Source organism: Micromonospora sp. NPDC047187 (assembly GCF_040643355.1).
Classification (GTDB): Bacteria; Actinomycetota; Actinomycetes; order Mycobacteriales; family Micromonosporaceae; genus Micromonospora; species Micromonospora salmantinae.
The window spans coordinates 25,670-40,568 of the sequence record NZ_JBEYUF010000017.1 but is presented as its reverse complement, the minus strand read 5'-3'; the positions used below and the strand labels follow the sequence as shown (position 1 = coordinate 40,568).

The window sequence follows — 14,899 nt, the reverse complement described above, 5'->3', positions numbered from 1 at the left end:
GGGTGGGCGCCCATGTCGGTGCTGATCGAGCTGGGTGACGACCGGGGCGCGCCCCTGGAGGAGCGCCGCCCACCGCCGCAGGTGTCCCGCCGGTGGCGCGTGGCGGTGCTGGTGGCGGCCCGTGTCCTGCTCGGCGGTGCCGCCCCGCCCGCGCGCCTGACGCCTCAGGTCGGGCCGGCGGTGCCCGCCCGGGCGACAGTGCTCGGCGCCGGGCCGCTGCTGCTGGTCGTCGACCCCGAACCGAACCCGCCGACGCTGAGCGCCTACGACTCGGCCGCGCCGGACGGCCCGCCGCGGTGGCGGGTCACCGTGCCGCCTGCCGCCGGGTGGTCCGCCGAGGTCGCCGGTGACCTGTTGCTGCTGGTCGAGCGCGACCAGGCGCTCGGAGCGCGGGTGACCACCGCGCGGTCGTTGCGTACCGGCCAGCCGTTGTGGCGGCGACCCGAGCGGGTGTACGCGGCCGGGAGAGAGGCGGTCGCGGTGCGCGAGGTGCGCAGCGCCGCCGAACCGGGTCGGCGGGTCGAGGGTACGGTGCACGGCATCGACCCGGCCACCGGCGCGACCCGGTGGTCGGTCCCGCTGCCCTCCACGGCGGTGCTGCGGGCGCTGCCCGGCCTGCCCGGGTGGGTGCTGCTGGTGCAGGACGACGGGTTGGTCCGGCTGCTCGACGCCCGTGACGGCACCGAACACGGACGGGGACAGCTTCCGCCGGCCGACTACGGCCCGGACAATCCCCAGGTCGTCGGCGCGTACCTGGTGCTGCGCCACCCGAGCGGCGGCGGCGCGGTGGCGCTGACCGGCTACGACCTACCTGGGCTGGTACGACGCTGGCAGGTGCCGGTGCAGCCGGGTGAGCTGCTCCTGCGGCCCTGCCAGGGTCTGCTCTGCGGGCAGGACGAGCAGGGACGCTGGGCGATCGACGCGGGCAGCGGGGCGCGGGTGTGGACGTGGCCGGCCGGGGCGCGCTGGCGCACGGTGGGGGGCCCACGGGGCACCACGGAACCCCTGGTGGTTCTGGGTTTGGCCGAGGACGGCAGGCGCTCCCTGGTCGCGACGGTGGGGCGCGACGGTCATCGGGTGTTCGCGGTGCTCCCGGCGGGTGTGACCGACTGCCGCCGGGTCGGCTCCGGGTTGATCTGCCGCGACGGCACGGCCCGCGTGACGTTCTGGCCCCTCGACGCCCCCTGACCTTTACTCGCGCCGGTGTCGCGGGCCGAAGTTGTCGGGCCCCGGCGGCATACTGCCGGCGTGACAGCTTCTGCCGACCTCGCGATGGTCAACCTCGACAGTTCCGATCCCGCCGGCCACGCCGCGTTCTACCACGAGGCGTTGGGCTGGGAGGTCACCCACAGCCAACCCGAGTACGCGATGATCAGCTCCGGTGGCGTCTCCATCGGCTTCGGGCTGGTCGAGGGCTACCAGCCGCCGTCCTGGCCGGACCAGACCGGCGACAAGCGCTACCACCTCGATCTTTACGTCGACGACCTGGCGGCGGCGGAGGAGAAGTTCGTCGCCGCGGGCGCGTCGAAGCCGGCATTCCAGCCCGGCGGCGAGCGGTGGGTGGTGCTTCTCGACCCGATCGGGCAGCCGTTCTGCATCTGCCCCCGCCCACAGAGCTGAGACGGCCCGGCGCAACGACAGAAGGAGTCAGCATGGCCATCACTCTCGTCAATCCGGACGGGTTGCCGAAGCCGGACGTCTACCGTCAGTTGTCGATCGCAACCGGGTCCAGGTTGGTCTTCCTCGCCGGTCAGGTGGCCCGCGACGCCGAAGGGCGCAAAGTGGGCGAGGGAGACCTCGCCGCCCAGGTCGAGCAGTGCTATCTCAACATCGGCACCGCCCTGGCCGAGATCGGTGGGTCCTTCGGCGACGTGGCGAAGCTGACCATCTACGTCGTCGACTGGTCGCCCGACAAGATGCCCCTGTTGGGCGAAGGCGTCGCTCGGGCGGGTGCGAAGCTGGGAGCTGACCTGGTCAAGCCCATCACGCTGCTGGGTGTCAGTGCTCTGGGCGAGCCTGATCTCCTCGTTGAGGTCGAAGCCACTGCGGTTCTCGACTGATCGACAGCCCGACGTCGGGCGGGTAGCAGTCAGCCGCGACGACGCGACCGGGCCGCCCACACCGCGTAGGCCGGGTCGCGGTCGAGGTTGTGTCGGTCCCGGTCGTAGCGGCGGGTGGTGCGCGGGTCGGCGTGCCCCATGGCGTCCTGCACGTCCTCCAACGGCACGCCCTCCGAGCGGGCCGTGGTGGCGAAGGCGTGTCGCAGCGAGTGTGGGGACAGCTTCGCCCAGGCCGGGATGCCGGCGGCGCGGGCGAGCCGACGGACCATCCGGAACACCGAGTGCCGGTCCAGTCGGGCACCGCTGGCGGTGACCAGCAGCGGGCCGGTGAGCTGCGGCACCGGCACGCCGGTGGTGGCGGCCCGCTGGGCCAGGTAGGCGTCCAGGGCGTGCCCGGTGCCGGGGGTGAGGGCTCGGCGACGTTGTTTGCCGCCCTTGCCGATGAAACGCACGCTGCGGTGGCCGCGTTCGGTGCCGAGGTCGGTCAGGTCCAGCGAGATCAGCTCCCCGACCCGCAGACCAAGGTCGGCGAGGAGCGCGAGCGCCGCCCGGTTGCGGACGGCGGTCGCGCCGGTGTCCGCGTCGGCGGCGCTGAGCAGGGCGTCCACCTCCTCCGGGGTGAGCCCGACGGTGGCGGAGTGGTCCCGGTCGACGCGGGGGCGGTCGGCGCCGGAGACCGGGTTGGCCGGCACTGCGCCCAGTTTGACCAGGAAGTCGTACCAACTGGACAGCGCCGAGAGCCGGCGTGCGACGGTCGACGGGGTCAGTGGGCGGCCGCTGCGGGAGCCGACGCTGCTCTCCAGCGCGCGGGCGTACTCGTTGACGTGCAGGAACGTGGCCCGCAGCGGGTCCAGGTCGTGATCGGCGCACCAGCGGAGCCAGCCGGTGACGTCACGTCGGTAGGCGTCGCGGGTGTGCTCGGACAGCCTCCTGTTGCGCAGCCACGCCTCGGTGACCTCGACCGGCCCACTCGGCAGCGCCGGTGGCGCGGACGGGCGGGCGAGCACCGGAGCGTCGGAGAACACCATGTGAAAAAGACTTTCAGCCTCGGGTGGGATCGGCGTGCAGGCGCGCCGGTCCCACCCGTCACCGTGTCGGATCAGGCGTTGATCTCTCGGCGGGCGGCGCCGTTGGCCTGGATGGTCACCCGGCGGGGCTTGGCGCGCTCGGCGACCGGGATGCGCAGCGTCAGCACCCCGTTCTCGTAGCCGGCCTCCAGCTTGTCGGTGTCGAGCGTGTCGCCGAGGAACAGTTGTCGGGTGAAGGTGCCCATCGGGCGTTCGGCGGCGACCAGTTCGACGCGGTCGCCGGTGGGCCGGCGGCGCTCGGCGCGGACGGTGAGCACGTTGCGCTCGACGGTGCAGTCGATGCTGTCCGGATCGACGCCGGGCAGGTCGAACGCCGCGTAGAAGTGGTCGCCGTCGCGGTAGGCGTCCAGGTGCATCGTCGCGGGGCGGGCCGCCGTACCGAAAAACTGCTCGGCGAGCCGGTCGATCTCGCGGAACGGGTCGGTACGCATCAACATGGTCATGCCTCCTCGGTTCTCCTGGCCGAAGGTAATGAGTTGAGCCGGGGTGACTCAACTTCCTCTTCTTATTTAGCGCGTCCGCGCGCCGACGTCAACTGCTCCGGACAGCCGTTTTTCGAACCAGTGTTCGGCGTAGGGGCCCCGCGAGTACGCCGGGATCTCGGCGTAGCCGTGCCGGGCGTACAGGGCGCGGGCCTCGACCAGGTCGTGCCGGGTGTCGAGCCGGATCCGGTCCGCCCCGGCCGCGCGGGCCTGCTCCTCGACGGCGGCCAGCAGCGCCGCGCCCCCACCGGCGCCGCGGTGCTCGGAGCGGATGAACACCCGGGTCAGCTCGGCCCAGCCGGGATGCCAGCGCAGCCCGGCGCAGCCGGCCAGGTCGGGGCCGTGGTGGGCCAGCAGGAGCAGCCCGCTCGGCGCGCTCAGGTCGTCGCTGGGCAACTCGGCCAGCGCCGCGTCGACCTCGCCGGGCAGGGCCGGGCGACGGTGGTAGCGAACCACCATCTCGGTCATGTACTCGCGCAGCAGCAGCACCGCGTCGGGGTGCTCGGGCCGGACAGCGGTGGTTGCCCAGGTGGACCGGGCGGTCATGGTCACCTGTTGATCATCACCGTCCGGTCAACGGCTTTATCCGGTCGCCCGGGTTCGTCCGATAGCGCCCCGGCGGCGCGGCGGTATCGCCAGGGGATCGCGGGTCGGTTCGGGTTGTCACAACCTGGTGGCGTGGGGTCCGGTGGGAGACGTGGCGGACAACAGCGCCTTCACGCCGGCGAGGTAACCGTCGGCGTCGGTGTCGCTGACCAGTAAGCGTTGCAGGATGAAGCCCTGGACGAGGCTGAGCATGGCGGCGCCCGCCTGTTCCGGCACCGCAGCGGCCGGTAGGTGGCCGGCGGCCTGCCAGCGGCGGGCGACTTCGGCGAACTGCCCCCGCAGTCGCCGGTAGACGTCGCTGGCGCGAGCGGCGAGCTCCGGGCTGCGCAGTGCCTCGGCCCACACCTGTACTCCGATCCGCGTCAGGTCCACTCCGGTGACCGGGTCGTGGATGAACCTGTCGGTAGTCGTTTCGATGATCGCGGTGATGACCTGTTCGGGTGACGGTGCGGCGCGGTCGGCGAGCAGAGTTGCGAAGGTTTCTGACGCAGCGGACAGGGCGGTCTCCGCCACGGCTGCGATGAGGTCCTCCTTGCTGCGGAAGTACCGGTACACCGCGCCGGCGGAAAGCCCGGACTCGGTGATGATGTCGGCCATCGAGGTGGCGTGGAATCCGTTGGCGGCGAAGAGCTGGGCAGCCGCCGCCAGGATCTCGGCGCGACGACCGGCTCGGTACTCCTCGGATACGCGTGGCATGGGCCAATGCTAAAAGCGAACGCTCGTTCTTGACAACCAGCCGCGCCGCTTCCAGAATTGAAAACGAGCGACCGTTCTTCTTAAGGAGTTGTCATGTCCACGGAGGTTCCGGCTGACGCCGATGCCACGGCCCCGTCACCCTGGTCGAAGGTGGCCGCCGCGGTCGCGCTGCTCACGGTGATCATCAGCGTGCTGCTGACCGCCTTCGCCTGGCCGTCGGTGCGCTCGTCTGTGCACGACGTGCCGATCGCTGTCGTCGGCCCTGCCGTCGCGACGAGCCAGATTTCCGCCGCCATCGAGCAGCGGCTGCCGGATGCCTTCGACATCACCACGGTCGCCAACACTGCGGCGGCCGAGCAGCTGATCCGCGACCGTGAGGTGTACGGGGCGATCGACGTCAGCGCCGGCACCCCGCAGGTCATCACCGCCTCCGCGGCCAGCGCCTCGGTCGCCCAGACCCTGCAGAGTGTGGGGACCGCGCTCAACCAGGCGCAGGCCCAGGGCGCCGGCACAGCGGTCACCGTGCGCGACCTCGTCGCACTGCCCGCCGACGACCCGCGCGGCGCTGGCCTGGCCGCCGGTGCTCTGCCGCTGGTCATGGGTGGCCTGCTCGCCGCGTTCCTGCTCAGCAACAGACTCAAGGGCACCGGCCGGCGGGTCACCGGCGCGCTCGCCTTCGCGGTCGTCGGTGGCCTGGTGCTGACGGCGATCCTGCAGTTCTGCCTCGGCTCGCTCAGCGGCTCCTACCTGGCCAACTCCAGCGCTGTCGCGCTAAGCATCGCCGCCACCTCGCTGACCCTGCTCGGCCTGGAGTCGCTGCTCGGCTACGCCGGATTCGGGCTCGGCTCGGTGACCATGATGCTGATCGGCAACCCGCTCTCCGGCAGCGGTTCCGCCCCCGAGATGCTGCCCGGCTGGTCCGGAACTCTGGGCCAACTGTTGCCGCCGGGCGCGGGTGTTCAACTGCTGCGCTCCACCGCCTTTTTCGACGGCGCCGGTGCCACCAATACCGTCATCGTCCTCACCTCCTGGCTCGTTTTCGGTGTGGGGCTGTGCGTGGTCGGCGGCCTGCGCGCCCGCCAGGCCGCCATCATCACGGCGGGCGATTCCGGCATGGCGGACCTTCCGCGGACGACCACCACAGCCTGACCACATCCGATGCGCGACGGCGGGACGGTTCGCGCGGCGGACGATCAGAGCCGCTGGTAGACGCCGTGCTCGCGGGTGAGCAACTGCTCGTCGATCAGATACCGGCGCAGCGTCACGTGATCCGACCCTCCTGCGGCGCACCACGGCTTGAGCGCGTCGTCGACGGCCCGCTCCGGATAGCGGGTGCCCGGCTCGAACGACTGCTCGGCGATGTGCGCGAGCACTACCCGCCGTCGACCCCGCTGCGCCGGCAGACTCACCAGGACGCCCGCACGTAGGAAGGTCCGCAGCACCGGGTCGACGCCGGGTTCGGCGTCGTCGGCCGGGCGACTGTCACGCGCGGTGGCCCGCAGCGACACCTCGTCGGCCGCGAACGCGCCGTCCGCGCCGGTGACGAGGCCCGCGTCGGTGAGCCGGCGGACCGCGGTGAGCACCACCCGCGCCGGCAGGCCGGTCCGCTCGGCGACCTCGGTCGCGCTGGTCGCACCCAGCACGATCGCCGCGAAGATCCGTCGCCGTCCGTCGTCGGCCAGGGCCCCGGCCAGCACATGCGCAGTCACGCCGGTCACCCTTGCATCAACGGTACGCGGACCGCCAGGCGATTTTTCGGCCCCGCTCAGTCGGTCTGCGGCGCGCTCTGTGGCTGCTCGGCGACGAGCAGCACCCGGCGCAGCAGGTCGGAGAGGTGTCGCCGCTCGGTAGCGGTGAGCGCGCCGAGCAGGCGGAGCTCCTCGGCGCCCTGGACCTCCATCGCCCCGCGCCAGGCGGCCTGACCCGCCTCGGTGAGTTCCACGTCGACGCGTCGACGGTCGACTGTCGACGGAATCCGGTGCACGAAGCCCCGCCGCAGCAGCGCGTCCACCCGCGCGGTGATCGAGGCGGGGGCCATCGTGAGGTCCGCGGCGAGGTCCGAGGGTGCGGCCCGGCCACCGCGACCGGCCAGGGCGTGCAGGGTGTCGTACTCGTGGGCCAGCAGGTCGAGGTCGACCAGGACCCGCTCCTTGACGGCCCGCAGATGCCGGGTCAGTCGGATCATCCTGGTCACCGCCCCCTCGACGTCTGCGTCGAGGTCGGGCAGCACCGGCAACCAGCGCTCGATGTGCCGGTCGACGGCGTCCGGAGTGGTGGTCACCGCGCCAGCCTATCTCGGGACCGAAATATTCGTTGCCGAAATATTCGATGTCGAAGTACGTTTGTGGCCATGGCTCACCCGCTGCGCAACCACTCCTTCCGACTGCTGTTCCTGGGTCGCACCATCTCCGCCCTCGGCGACGCGGTGGTGCCCGCCGCGCTGGCGCTGGCCGTGCTGCGGGCCACCGGCTCCACCGGCGCGCTGGCCGTCGTCCTCGCCGCGGCGGTCGTGACCCGGCTGGTCCTGTTGCCGTTCGGCGGGGTGGTGGCCGACCGGTTCGACGCGCGCCGGGTCGCCCTCCTGGCCGACCTGGTCCGCTGCGCCACGCAGGTCGCGGTCGGCGTGGAACTGCTCGGCGGCGACCCGTCACTGACCACAGTGGTGGTGGCGTCCGCGCTCGGCGGCACCGCCTCGGCGTTCGCCATCCCGACCGCGTCTCCGCTGGTCGCCGGCACCGTCGAGCCGGCCGACCGGCAGAAGGCCAACGCCCTGATGGGGATCACCGCCAACACCAGCCGCCTCGCCGGGCCGGCCCTGGCCGGCGCGCTCATCTGGGCCGCCGGACCCGGCTGGGCGTTCATCCTGGACGGCGCGTCGTTCGCGCTCAGCGCCACGCTGCTCGCGCTGGTGCGGGTCCGTCACGTGCCGGTGCCCCGCCGTTCCGTCCTCGCCGACCTGCGGCACGGCTTCAGCGAGGTACGCGCCCGCGACTGGTTCTGGTCCAGCCTGCTCGGGCACGGCGTGTGGAACGGCGCCGCCGCCGTGCTGATGACCCTCGGGCCGGCCGTCGCCATCGACCGCCTGGGTGGCGAGACGACCTGGGTGCTGCTGTTGCAGGCCGGCGCGATCGGGATGCTCACCGGATCGCTGCTGGCCGGGCGGGTCCGGCTGCACCGGCCGGTGCTGCTGGCCAACCTCGGGCTGGCCTGTTACGCCGCGCCACTGTTCCTGCTCGCCGTCGCCGCGCCCGCCCCCGCGGTGATCGTCGCCTACGCGGTGGCGCTGACCGCCCTCGGCTACCTCAACCCGGTGTGGGAGACCGTCGTGCAGCACCACTTCCCGCCGGAGGTCCTGGCCCGGGTCACCTCGTACGACTGGCTGGTGTCGCTGGGCGCCATGCCGCTGGGCTACGCGCTGGCGCCGTTGGCCGCCGACGCGTTCGGCGCACCCGTTCCGCTGGCCGTCGCGGGTCTGCTGGTCCTCGCCTCCTGCGCGGGCACCGCCCTCGTGCCCGGCGTACGCCGACTCACCTGGCCGCCTACCCCCCAACCGCAACCGGCCGAACCCGCCGCCGTCCGTTGATCAGATCGACCGTCGATGCTCGGCGTGGCCGACGGCCGGGCTTACCGACGACAACGGCTCCCGGCCGACGCCGGGAGCCGTTGTGCGATGTGGTCGGTCAGCCGGCGTCGCGGGCCATCGCGACGAAGCCACGCCACGACTGTGGACTGAACGTCAGCGTGCCGCCGTCGCGGTCCTTCGTGTCACGAACCAGGACCACGCCCGGAAGGTTGTCGGCAACCTCGACGCAGTCACCACCGTTGCCGCCGCTCTTCGTGCTCTTCCGCCACCGCGCACCGGTCATGTCCATGATGCTGCCGCTTCTCTGAGAAGTTCCAACGAACGCCCTCGGGGCAGGGCCTCGCCGCGAATACGTTCCCACCGTCGTTCCAGGCTAACAAGATCCGACGTTTGATCGAGGATCTGCGCCCGTGCCGCGCTGTCGACGTGCGCGACCCGTGACCCGTCCGGCATGTCGGCGATGGTGAACGGTCCGTCGAGCCCGGGGTAGCTGGGCGCATCCGCCGGGACGATGTGGAGCTGCACGCTGCCCGCCTCGGCGTGCCCGAGCAGACGCGCGAGTTGCACCGCCATCAAGGCGCGGTCGTCGCCGACACGCCGCCTCAGCACCCCCTCGTCCAGCACGGCGATCAGCAGCGGGCCGCCACCCCGGCCGAGGATCGCCTGCCGGTTGATCCGCGCCTCGGCGAACTCGGCGACCGCCTCCGGTGTCAGCACCCCACCGGCCAGGGTCGCCCGGGCGTACGCCTCGGTCTGCAGCAGCCCGGGCACCCACGCGAGCTGGAACGACCGCAGTGTCACGGCCTCACGTTCGAGGTCGACCCACGGCCGGAACCACACCGGCTCACGGCGACGGATCACGTCCGGCCACAGCGCGTCGGCGTCCTTTGCCAGCAGCCCCGCCACTGTCGCACGGTGTCGGCTCTGGGGAATGTGCCCCGGGTTTGCCCACCTGGCGACGGTCTTCGGGTGCACACCGAGCTGACCTGCGAGGCTCTCGGCGGTGTGACCCGCCGCGGCCAACGCCGCGACAAAGGCGTGGTTCATACCGTCCCTCCCCTGGAACAAATCCGCTGCTCCGAGAAGATTAGTTAACGCTGTGTGTTTGTCCAGCGACCCCCGGCAAAGTGCGGTGTAGACGGTGCTGCGACGACAAGGAGAAGCTGTGCGGAACGAGGTACGAGGCGCTCTCGGAGCCGGGGACGTGGTCCTGGTGACCACCGCCGCGAGCGTCCAGTTCAGCAGAACCACACCGGGCCGGCGTTGCGCGAGCGTTGGGGTCGGCTGATGCCCGAACGTCCGAAGCACTCCCCGTTGCGCCCGTCGTGGCGCTGCCCGGTCTGCGGCATCCTGTGGCCGTGCTCGGCCGCGAAGCTGCGCCTGCTCGGCGAGTACCGCGAGGATCGACCGGGCCTGTTGATCCACCTGGCGAAGGTCCAGGAGGAAGCCACCGACGATCTCACCAAGCTCAACCCGGACGTCGCGCTGCCCGATCTGACCCCGCGTTTCGTCGGCTGGGCAGAGGCCCGCTGAGCTGTCGTCAACCACCACCTCCGGGGGTCGGTACGAGTCAGCACGATGCGGGAGACTGACGGCGTGACGACCCGCCCCGGGATGAGGCCGGCCCGATGAGCCGACCATTCAGGATCGTCGTCGCCGTGCTCGCCGCAGCGGGCGCCATCCTGATGTACCTGGGGGTCACCGCCGAGGTCAACTCGATGTCGGGGCCGATCACCGTCACCCGGACCGCCGTCGACTTCCGGACCCTCGTCACGAAGGGCGTTGTCTTCTTCGCCCCCCTCGACCCCGTCACCGCCCCCATGATGGACGCGGTGACGCCGCTGATCCGCTGGCTCGTGATCCTGCTGGTCGGGGTGTCGACGTACCTGGCCTGCGGCCTGGTCACCCGGCGGACTTACCCGTTCGTCGCGGCGATGGTCGGCGCGGCCGCCGCCCTCACCGCCACGGCGATCGGGGACCTGCTCTGGTGGGCCACCCTCGTGGTCCGCGTCCACACCGCCCCCACCGGTTGGTACGCCAACGAGGCGCTGGACCATTCCACGCTCCTTGCCAGCGCGCACCTGACGCTGACCGGCTGGACGTCCGACGCCCTCTTTCTCGGCTGCCTGTTGGCGGGCACGAACGCCTCCCTGGTGGGCTGCACCAGCCTGGCGATACTGCTGCTGAACCGGCTCAGGAAGGACACCGACGAGGGCGACGACGAGCCCCAGGACGCGGCTGTCGATACCGAGCGCGGCGTTCCGCTGATCGGCGACGTGCGAGGACGCGGCGCGAACCTTGCCCTGGCCGGCGTCCTTCCGGTGCTGGTGCTCATCCTGATCAACGGCACCCAGGCGGTGCGGGACAGCTACTCGGGGAGAGGATTCCTGGCGCTGCTCAGTGTGTTCCTGTCCCGCCCTGCCCTGTCCCCGCCGCCACGCGTACGCGACGACGTCGAATATCGGCTGACGCAGGAGATCGATCCGAATCCCCTGTCGATGGACGTCTGGGTGCACAGGTCGGTGCTCGCCCTCGCTCTGCTGGTGGTGCTGTGGCTCCTGCTCCGGGCGCTGCTCGCCGGCCTGCCGAACTCCGGGCACCGCCTCGGGCTCGTCGTCGTCTGTTGGGGTGCCACGATCGCGGCGGCCGCGCTGACCGCGACGTCCGATGTCCTCGTCGACTGCGCCATCTCGAACTCCCCCACCGGCTGCGCGCCCTGGGAGTCCCTGGGCCTGCAATTGACCTCCTCGCTGCGGTTCGGCGCGGCCTGGGGTTGGCTCGTCGCGTTGCCCGTGCTGCTGGCCCGTCGGCTCCTCGACACCGACACGTCCATCGATGCGCAGGAGACTCCGGTCCATGAGTCCACGTAACAAACGCCCGCGTCGCCGTAAGGTCCCCACCGTCGCCGCGCCGGCAACCGTCGCCTGGTGGAAGCGTCCCGTCACCTGGCTGCTGACGATCGTGGTCGGCGCCGTCGCCACCTGGCTCGGCACCGTCATTGTCGGCACGATCAACCAGTGGAAGCCCGCGAACGAACTGGCCGAGCAGTTGGCCGGGCGGGGGCCGGTCGTCGTCCTGGACCTGAAGCACGTTCCCTACCCTCAGGAGGGCGCGCTCGACTACGTCTACCCCGCCGGCTCGGACCTGGCTCGCCTGGACGCCAAGCGGCCGGACGACCCGACCGTCGAGGCCGGCGCTGTCGACATCGAACGGAGCACCTGGGAGATCACCCTCGTCGGCACCCGGGACGAGGCCGCCGAGGCCGTCGACCTGCGGCCCGTCCTCGTCGAGCCCTGCCGCCCCCCGCTCACCGGGATCCAGGAGCCCAACGAATCCCAGGGCGACTCCAGGAAGGTCGTCCTGGTGACACACGTGGATCGACCGAATCCCCGCATGCTCGTCGACGACCCGGGTGGCGAGGATGCCGGTGCCCCGTTCTTCGCCACCCACAAGATCACCTTGCCCAAGGGTGAGAAGAACGTCATCCAGGTACGAGCGCTCTCCGCCAAGCAGCACTGCCGTTGGCGACTGGAGTTGGATTACCTGGCCGACGGACGACGCCAGACAATGGTGATCTCGGCACCCGGCGACAAGCCGTTCGAGGTGACCGGGCGCGCGGACGACTCGGCCTACACCTGGATCTACGTCAGTCCGTTCGACGGTTGCCGGGCCAAGGACGGCACCGAGACCGATCGGCTGCGCATCACCGGCACCGCGTACGCGCAGATGGTGCGCGACGGGCGCAGGTGCCCGTACTGACCGCTGCCCGTCTACCACCTGCGCAACCCGGATCACCGGCCTCCACCGGGTCCGACCTGCGCGAAGTTGCCGGACCGGTAAACCTCGCGAGCCCACCTGGTGTCTTGCTGGTTGACGAGGCCGGGAGGTCAGATGACGGATTCGAGCGGGGCGGAGTCCGACGACTTCGTTCGCTCACGGTCGGGGGTGCTGTTGCGGGTTGCCTTCCTGCTGACCGGGGATCGGCACGCGGCGGAGGACCTGCTTCAGGAGGTGCTGGAGCAGATGTACGTGCGCTGGCGTCGGGTGCAGAGCAGCCCGCAGGCGTACGCGCGACGTGCGCTGGTCAATCGGTCATCGCCCTGCTCGCCCGCAAATATCTTCCGTTCGAAGCGGTGGCCAGCACGACCGCGGACTGGTCGGCACCCCTACCTGTGCGGCTACGACTGCCCGACGACCAGGGCGTTCTCGTGGCCGCCGAGGGGTCAGCGCTGAGCTTCCGAGTCGGCGACGGCCAGTGGCAGGACGTCGGCCGCGATGCGGCACTCCTGCCCGCGACCGTGACCGAGGTACGGGTCACCGACGCCAACGGGACCACCACCGACGTCCCGGTCGCTTCCTGAATCAGCTCCCCGACAACGGTAAATACCGCGCTCCCCGACGCTCTGATGGCTACCTTCACCCACAGGCTGGTTCACCCGTCCTTGTATCGGCAGCACGACGCCGCACCGCAGCCCTCAGCGACAGGGGAAGTTCGAGATGTCCGGCGCAGCGTCCGCCACGGCAGACGCTGCGCCGTCGCGTCCCACCCACCTACTTCGCCACAACAGGCCATTCCGGACGCTCTTCTCGGCACGGCTCGTCTCGTACGCGGGCGATTCACTCAGCCTTGTCGCGCTGATCTTCCACGTCGCCGAGACGACGGGTAAGGGGCTGGCAGTCGCGCTTCTGCTCCTTGTCGGAGACTTCGCTCCATCCCTGCTGGGTCCCTTCACCGGCGCCCTAGCTGACCGGCTCAATCTCCGACGATTGATGGTCGTCTGCGAACTCGTCCAAGCTGTGGTCCTGCTGGTCATCGTGCTCACCATGCCCTCGCTGCCGATGCTGCTGGCTCTCGTCGCGATTCGCGCCACCGCCTCGCAGCTCTTCCAACCGGCGTCTCGGGCGGCGGTGCCCGCACTGGTCGGTGACAGTGACCTGGAAACCGCCAACTCCACCCTCGGGTTCGGCTCCAACGCGGCGGAGGCGGTCGGCCCCCTGCTCGCCGCGGCCCTGTTCCCGCTGGTCGGACTGCGTGGTGTGCTGCTCGTCGACGCCGTGTCGTTCCTGGTCTCGGCCGTGCTGCTCGCGACGCTCCCCTCACTTCCACCGGCAACCGGCGACGGGCACCAGCCGTCCCTGCTGCGACAGGCCAGAGCGGGCATCGGCTATCTGTTGAGTGTTCCGACGGTGCGGGTGATCTTCCTTGGCTTCACCGCGGTGGTCGCCTTCAACGGGGTCGACGACGTGGCCCTGGTACTGCTGGCCCAGAAGACCTTCCACGTCGGCGAATCCGCTGTCGGGTTGCTGCTGGGCGCGGTCGGTGTCGGACTGGTGGCCGGCTACGCACTGTTGTCCAGGTGGGGCACCAGGGCGGCGATGCCGCTGCTGCTGATCGTCGGCTTCGCCGTCAGCAGTGTCGGCAACCTGCTGACCGGGCTCGCCTGGGCCGTCGCCGCCGCGATCGCCCTGCAGGCCGTCCGTGGGTTCGGATTGGCTGCCATGGACGTCGCCTCCAGCACGCTGCTGCAACGCACGGTGCCAGCGGGCATGCTCGGCAGGGTCTTCGGCAATCTGTACGGTGCGATCGGGGTCGCCGCCGCGACGTCCTACCTCGCCGGTGGTGTCCTGCTGGACGCCACGTCCGCCCCGGTGACTCTGGTGCTCGCGGGCGTCGGCGGACTGGTGGCCACCGGAGTCGTCGCGCTGCGACTGCCGCGAGCGATGCGCCGGGCCGACGAGGACGGTGCGACGCCGACACCACCCGCGCCGACAATCTGATCAGACCGGGCCGTCGGTGCGCAGCCGTGCGTGCAGGTGCATGTCGTGCCAGCCGTCGGCGTGGCGAACCGACCCCCGGAGCACGCCCTCCTCGGTGAAGCCGGCCCGTGTGGCCACCCGGCACGACGCCGTATTGGCGGTCGAGTGCTCCAGGGCCAGCCGGTGCAGACCGGCCCGCGTGAAACTCCACCGGGTCAGGGCGAGCAGCGCCTCGGTGGCGATGCCCCGACCCCGCGCCGCGGGCAACAACCAGTACGACAGATGCGCCGACGCCTCGACCAGCAGCACGCCCCGCAACCCCACCTGACCCAGCGGTCGGTCGTCGGCGTCGACGATCGCCCAACTGGCCGACGTCTCGTCACGCCAACGGCCGACCCACTGCGCCGTCCACGACCGCGCCTCGTCGTCCCCGTCGATGCGGCGGACGTGCCACCGCTGGATCTGCGGACAGTCGAAGGCGGCCCGGACGGCCGGGGCGTCGTCGTCGCGCCACGGCCGCAGGGTCAACCCGGGACGTACCGGAAGGTGGGGTTGCTCCTGGGCGGCGATGCTCCCGGCGGGCAGGGCTGGTGCGACGAGCAGCGGCATAAACCCATTATCGGGCCG

At 71.2% G+C, this 14,899-nt stretch carries 20 protein-coding genes; 11 read left to right on the top strand and 9 right to left on the bottom strand.

Annotated elements, in window-relative coordinates; all coding sequences use genetic code 11:
• Nucleotides 1-12: 12 nt before the first annotated feature.
• From ABZ794_RS23850 to ABZ794_RS23840, 3 genes are read left to right on the top strand one after another with little or no spacing between them, the layout of a single operon-like run.
• Nucleotides 13-1,188 (top strand): PQQ-binding-like beta-propeller repeat protein, encoded by a 1,176-nt coding sequence (locus tag ABZ794_RS23850; RefSeq protein ID WP_357517624.1) that lies wholly within the window; start codon nucleotides 13-15, stop codon nucleotides 1,186-1,188.
• A 60-nt stretch (nucleotides 1,189-1,248) separates the two neighbouring features.
• Nucleotides 1,249-1,620, top strand: a complete 372-nt coding sequence (locus tag ABZ794_RS23845) for a VOC family protein (protein ID WP_210785628.1) — start codon at nucleotides 1,249-1,251, stop codon at nucleotides 1,618-1,620.
• A gap of 32 nt (nucleotides 1,621-1,652) precedes the next feature.
• Nucleotides 1,653-2,060 carry a RidA family protein gene (locus tag ABZ794_RS23840; RefSeq protein ID WP_238688952.1) on the top strand — a complete coding sequence of 136 codons (408 nt, stop codon included), beginning with the start codon at nucleotides 1,653-1,655 and terminating at the stop codon, nucleotides 2,058-2,060.
• 29 nt (nucleotides 2,061-2,089) lie between these two features.
• Here ABZ794_RS23840 and ABZ794_RS23835 read toward each other — a convergent pair whose 3' ends face one another.
• From ABZ794_RS23835 to ABZ794_RS23820, 4 genes are all read right to left on the bottom strand, one after another.
• Nucleotides 2,090-3,088 carry a tyrosine-type recombinase/integrase gene (locus ABZ794_RS23835; RefSeq protein ID WP_210785627.1) on the bottom strand — a complete coding sequence of 333 codons (999 nt, stop codon included), beginning with the start codon at nucleotides 3,086-3,088 and terminating at the stop codon, nucleotides 2,090-2,092.
• Between the two features lie 71 nt (nucleotides 3,089-3,159).
• Nucleotides 3,160-3,585 (bottom strand): Hsp20/alpha crystallin family protein, encoded by a 426-nt coding sequence (locus ABZ794_RS23830; protein WP_210785633.1) that lies wholly within the window; start codon nucleotides 3,583-3,585, stop codon nucleotides 3,160-3,162.
• A 72-nt stretch (nucleotides 3,586-3,657) separates the two neighbouring features.
• Nucleotides 3,658-4,176, bottom strand: a complete 519-nt coding sequence (locus ABZ794_RS23825) for a GNAT family N-acetyltransferase (protein WP_210785632.1) — start codon at nucleotides 4,174-4,176, stop codon at nucleotides 3,658-3,660.
• A gap of 117 nt (nucleotides 4,177-4,293) precedes the next feature.
• Nucleotides 4,294-4,932: a TetR/AcrR family transcriptional regulator gene (locus ABZ794_RS23820; protein WP_210785626.1), complete on the bottom strand. Its 639-nt coding sequence runs from the start codon at nucleotides 4,930-4,932 to the stop codon at nucleotides 4,294-4,296.
• Nucleotides 4,933-5,025: 93 nt separating this feature from the next.
• Here ABZ794_RS23820 and ABZ794_RS23815 point away from each other — a divergent pair, with 93 nt between their 5' ends.
• Nucleotides 5,026-6,081 (top strand): hypothetical protein, encoded by a 1,056-nt coding sequence (locus ABZ794_RS23815; protein WP_238688953.1) that lies wholly within the window; start codon nucleotides 5,026-5,028, stop codon nucleotides 6,079-6,081.
• Nucleotides 6,082-6,125: 44 nt separating this feature from the next.
• Here the strand turns inward: ABZ794_RS23815 and ABZ794_RS23810 are convergent, their stop codons facing one another.
• Nucleotides 6,126-6,641, bottom strand: coding sequence for a DUF2087 domain-containing protein (locus tag ABZ794_RS23810; protein ID WP_210785624.1), 516 nt, complete (start codon nucleotides 6,639-6,641; stop codon nucleotides 6,126-6,128).
• Nucleotides 6,642-6,697: 56 nt separating this feature from the next.
• The gene (locus ABZ794_RS23805; RefSeq protein ID WP_210785623.1) at nucleotides 6,698-7,213 is read right to left on the bottom strand and encodes a MarR family transcriptional regulator; all 516 of its coding nucleotides are present in this window, start codon (nucleotides 7,211-7,213) and stop codon (nucleotides 6,698-6,700) included.
• A gap of 69 nt (nucleotides 7,214-7,282) precedes the next feature.
• On the opposite strand from ABZ794_RS23805, the gene ABZ794_RS23800 reads away from it, so the two are divergent.
• Nucleotides 7,283-8,515: an MFS transporter gene (locus ABZ794_RS23800; protein ID WP_210785622.1), complete on the top strand. Its 1,233-nt coding sequence runs from the start codon at nucleotides 7,283-7,285 to the stop codon at nucleotides 8,513-8,515.
• A gap of 97 nt (nucleotides 8,516-8,612) precedes the next feature.
• On the opposite strand, the gene ABZ794_RS23795 is transcribed toward ABZ794_RS23800, so the two are convergent.
• Both ABZ794_RS23795 and ABZ794_RS23790 read right to left on the bottom strand, forming a co-directional pair.
• Nucleotides 8,613-8,804, bottom strand: coding sequence for a DUF397 domain-containing protein (locus ABZ794_RS23795; RefSeq protein ID WP_112679871.1), 192 nt, complete (start codon nucleotides 8,802-8,804; stop codon nucleotides 8,613-8,615).
• Nucleotides 8,795-9,562, bottom strand: a complete 768-nt coding sequence (locus tag ABZ794_RS23790) for a DUF5753 domain-containing protein (protein ID WP_210785621.1) — start codon at nucleotides 9,560-9,562, stop codon at nucleotides 8,795-8,797. Before ABZ794_RS23790 ends, ABZ794_RS23795 begins: the two co-directional genes overlap by 10 nt.
• Nucleotides 9,563-9,802: 240 nt before the next feature.
• Between ABZ794_RS23790 and ABZ794_RS23785 the strand changes: the two genes are divergently transcribed.
• The 6 genes from ABZ794_RS23785 to ABZ794_RS23760 all read left to right on the top strand — a co-directional run bounded on the left by ABZ794_RS23785 (nucleotide 9,803) and on the right by ABZ794_RS23760 (nucleotide 14,293).
• The gene (locus ABZ794_RS23785) at nucleotides 9,803-10,048 is read left to right on the top strand and encodes a flavin reductase (protein ID WP_210785620.1); all 246 of its coding nucleotides are present in this window, start codon (nucleotides 9,803-9,805) and stop codon (nucleotides 10,046-10,048) included.
• 95 nt (nucleotides 10,049-10,143) lie between these two features.
• Nucleotides 10,144-11,385 (top strand): hypothetical protein, encoded by a 1,242-nt coding sequence (locus tag ABZ794_RS23780; RefSeq protein WP_210785619.1) that lies wholly within the window; start codon nucleotides 10,144-10,146, stop codon nucleotides 11,383-11,385.
• Nucleotides 11,372-12,274 carry a hypothetical protein gene (locus tag ABZ794_RS23775; protein ID WP_210785618.1) on the top strand — a complete coding sequence of 301 codons (903 nt, stop codon included), beginning with the start codon at nucleotides 11,372-11,374 and terminating at the stop codon, nucleotides 12,272-12,274. Before ABZ794_RS23780 ends, ABZ794_RS23775 begins: the two co-directional genes overlap by 14 nt.
• Nucleotides 12,275-12,406: 132 nt before the next feature.
• On the top strand, nucleotides 12,407-12,748 hold the full coding sequence (locus ABZ794_RS23770) for a sigma factor (RefSeq protein WP_357517617.1): 342 nt from the start codon (nucleotides 12,407-12,409) through the stop codon (nucleotides 12,746-12,748).
• A complete protein-coding gene (locus ABZ794_RS23765) occupies nucleotides 12,649-12,876 on the top strand; it encodes a hypothetical protein (RefSeq protein WP_210785634.1) in 228 nt (75 codons plus the stop codon). Before ABZ794_RS23770 ends, ABZ794_RS23765 begins: the two co-directional genes overlap by 100 nt.
• 136 nt (nucleotides 12,877-13,012) lie before the next feature.
• A complete protein-coding gene (locus ABZ794_RS23760) occupies nucleotides 13,013-14,293 on the top strand; it encodes an MFS transporter (RefSeq protein ID WP_238688955.1) in 1,281 nt (426 codons plus the stop codon).
• Here ABZ794_RS23760 and ABZ794_RS23755 read toward each other — a convergent pair whose 3' ends face one another.
• Nucleotides 14,294-14,881: a GNAT family N-acetyltransferase gene (locus ABZ794_RS23755; RefSeq protein WP_238688956.1), complete on the bottom strand. Its 588-nt coding sequence runs from the start codon at nucleotides 14,879-14,881 to the stop codon at nucleotides 14,294-14,296. It lies immediately after the preceding gene.
• Nucleotides 14,882-14,899: the final 18 nt, after the last annotated feature.

What these genes read in the sequence shown, in the direction of transcription:
- ABZ794_RS23850 (WP_357517624.1), top strand. Translation starts at nt 13, where the DNA reads ATGTCGGTGCTGATCGAGCTGGGTGACGACCGGGGCGCGCCCCTGGAG.
- ABZ794_RS23840 (WP_238688952.1), top strand. Translation starts at nt 1,653, where the DNA reads ATGGCCATCACTCTCGTCAATCCGGACGGGTTGCCGAAGCCGGACGTC.
- ABZ794_RS23835 (WP_210785627.1), bottom strand. Translation starts at nt 3,088, where the DNA reads ATGGTGTTCTCCGACGCTCCGGTGCTCGCCCGCCCGTCCGCGCCACCG.
- ABZ794_RS23830 (WP_210785633.1), bottom strand. Translation starts at nt 3,585, where the DNA reads ATGTTGATGCGTACCGACCCGTTCCGCGAGATCGACCGGCTCGCCGAG.
- ABZ794_RS23825 (WP_210785632.1), bottom strand. Translation starts at nt 4,176, where the DNA reads ATGACCGCCCGGTCCACCTGGGCAACCACCGCTGTCCGGCCCGAGCAC.
- ABZ794_RS23820 (WP_210785626.1), bottom strand. Translation starts at nt 4,932, where the DNA reads ATGCCACGCGTATCCGAGGAGTACCGAGCCGGTCGTCGCGCCGAGATC.
- ABZ794_RS23815 (WP_238688953.1), top strand. Translation starts at nt 5,026, where the DNA reads ATGTCCACGGAGGTTCCGGCTGACGCCGATGCCACGGCCCCGTCACCC.
- ABZ794_RS23800 (WP_210785622.1), top strand. Translation starts at nt 7,283, where the DNA reads ATGGCTCACCCGCTGCGCAACCACTCCTTCCGACTGCTGTTCCTGGGT.
- ABZ794_RS23795 (WP_112679871.1), bottom strand. Translation starts at nt 8,804, where the DNA reads ATGGACATGACCGGTGCGCGGTGGCGGAAGAGCACGAAGAGCGGCGGC.
- ABZ794_RS23790 (WP_210785621.1), bottom strand. Translation starts at nt 9,562, where the DNA reads ATGAACCACGCCTTTGTCGCGGCGTTGGCCGCGGCGGGTCACACCGCC.
- ABZ794_RS23785 (WP_210785620.1), top strand. Translation starts at nt 9,803, where the DNA reads ATGCCCGAACGTCCGAAGCACTCCCCGTTGCGCCCGTCGTGGCGCTGC.
- ABZ794_RS23780 (WP_210785619.1), top strand. Translation starts at nt 10,144, where the DNA reads ATGAGCCGACCATTCAGGATCGTCGTCGCCGTGCTCGCCGCAGCGGGC.
- ABZ794_RS23775 (WP_210785618.1), top strand. Translation starts at nt 11,372, where the DNA reads ATGAGTCCACGTAACAAACGCCCGCGTCGCCGTAAGGTCCCCACCGTC.
- ABZ794_RS23770 (WP_357517617.1), top strand. Translation starts at nt 12,407, where the DNA reads ATGACGGATTCGAGCGGGGCGGAGTCCGACGACTTCGTTCGCTCACGG.
- ABZ794_RS23760 (WP_238688955.1), top strand. Translation starts at nt 13,013, where the DNA reads ATGTCCGGCGCAGCGTCCGCCACGGCAGACGCTGCGCCGTCGCGTCCC.
- ABZ794_RS23755 (WP_238688956.1), bottom strand. Translation starts at nt 14,881, where the DNA reads ATGCCGCTGCTCGTCGCACCAGCCCTGCCCGCCGGGAGCATCGCCGCC.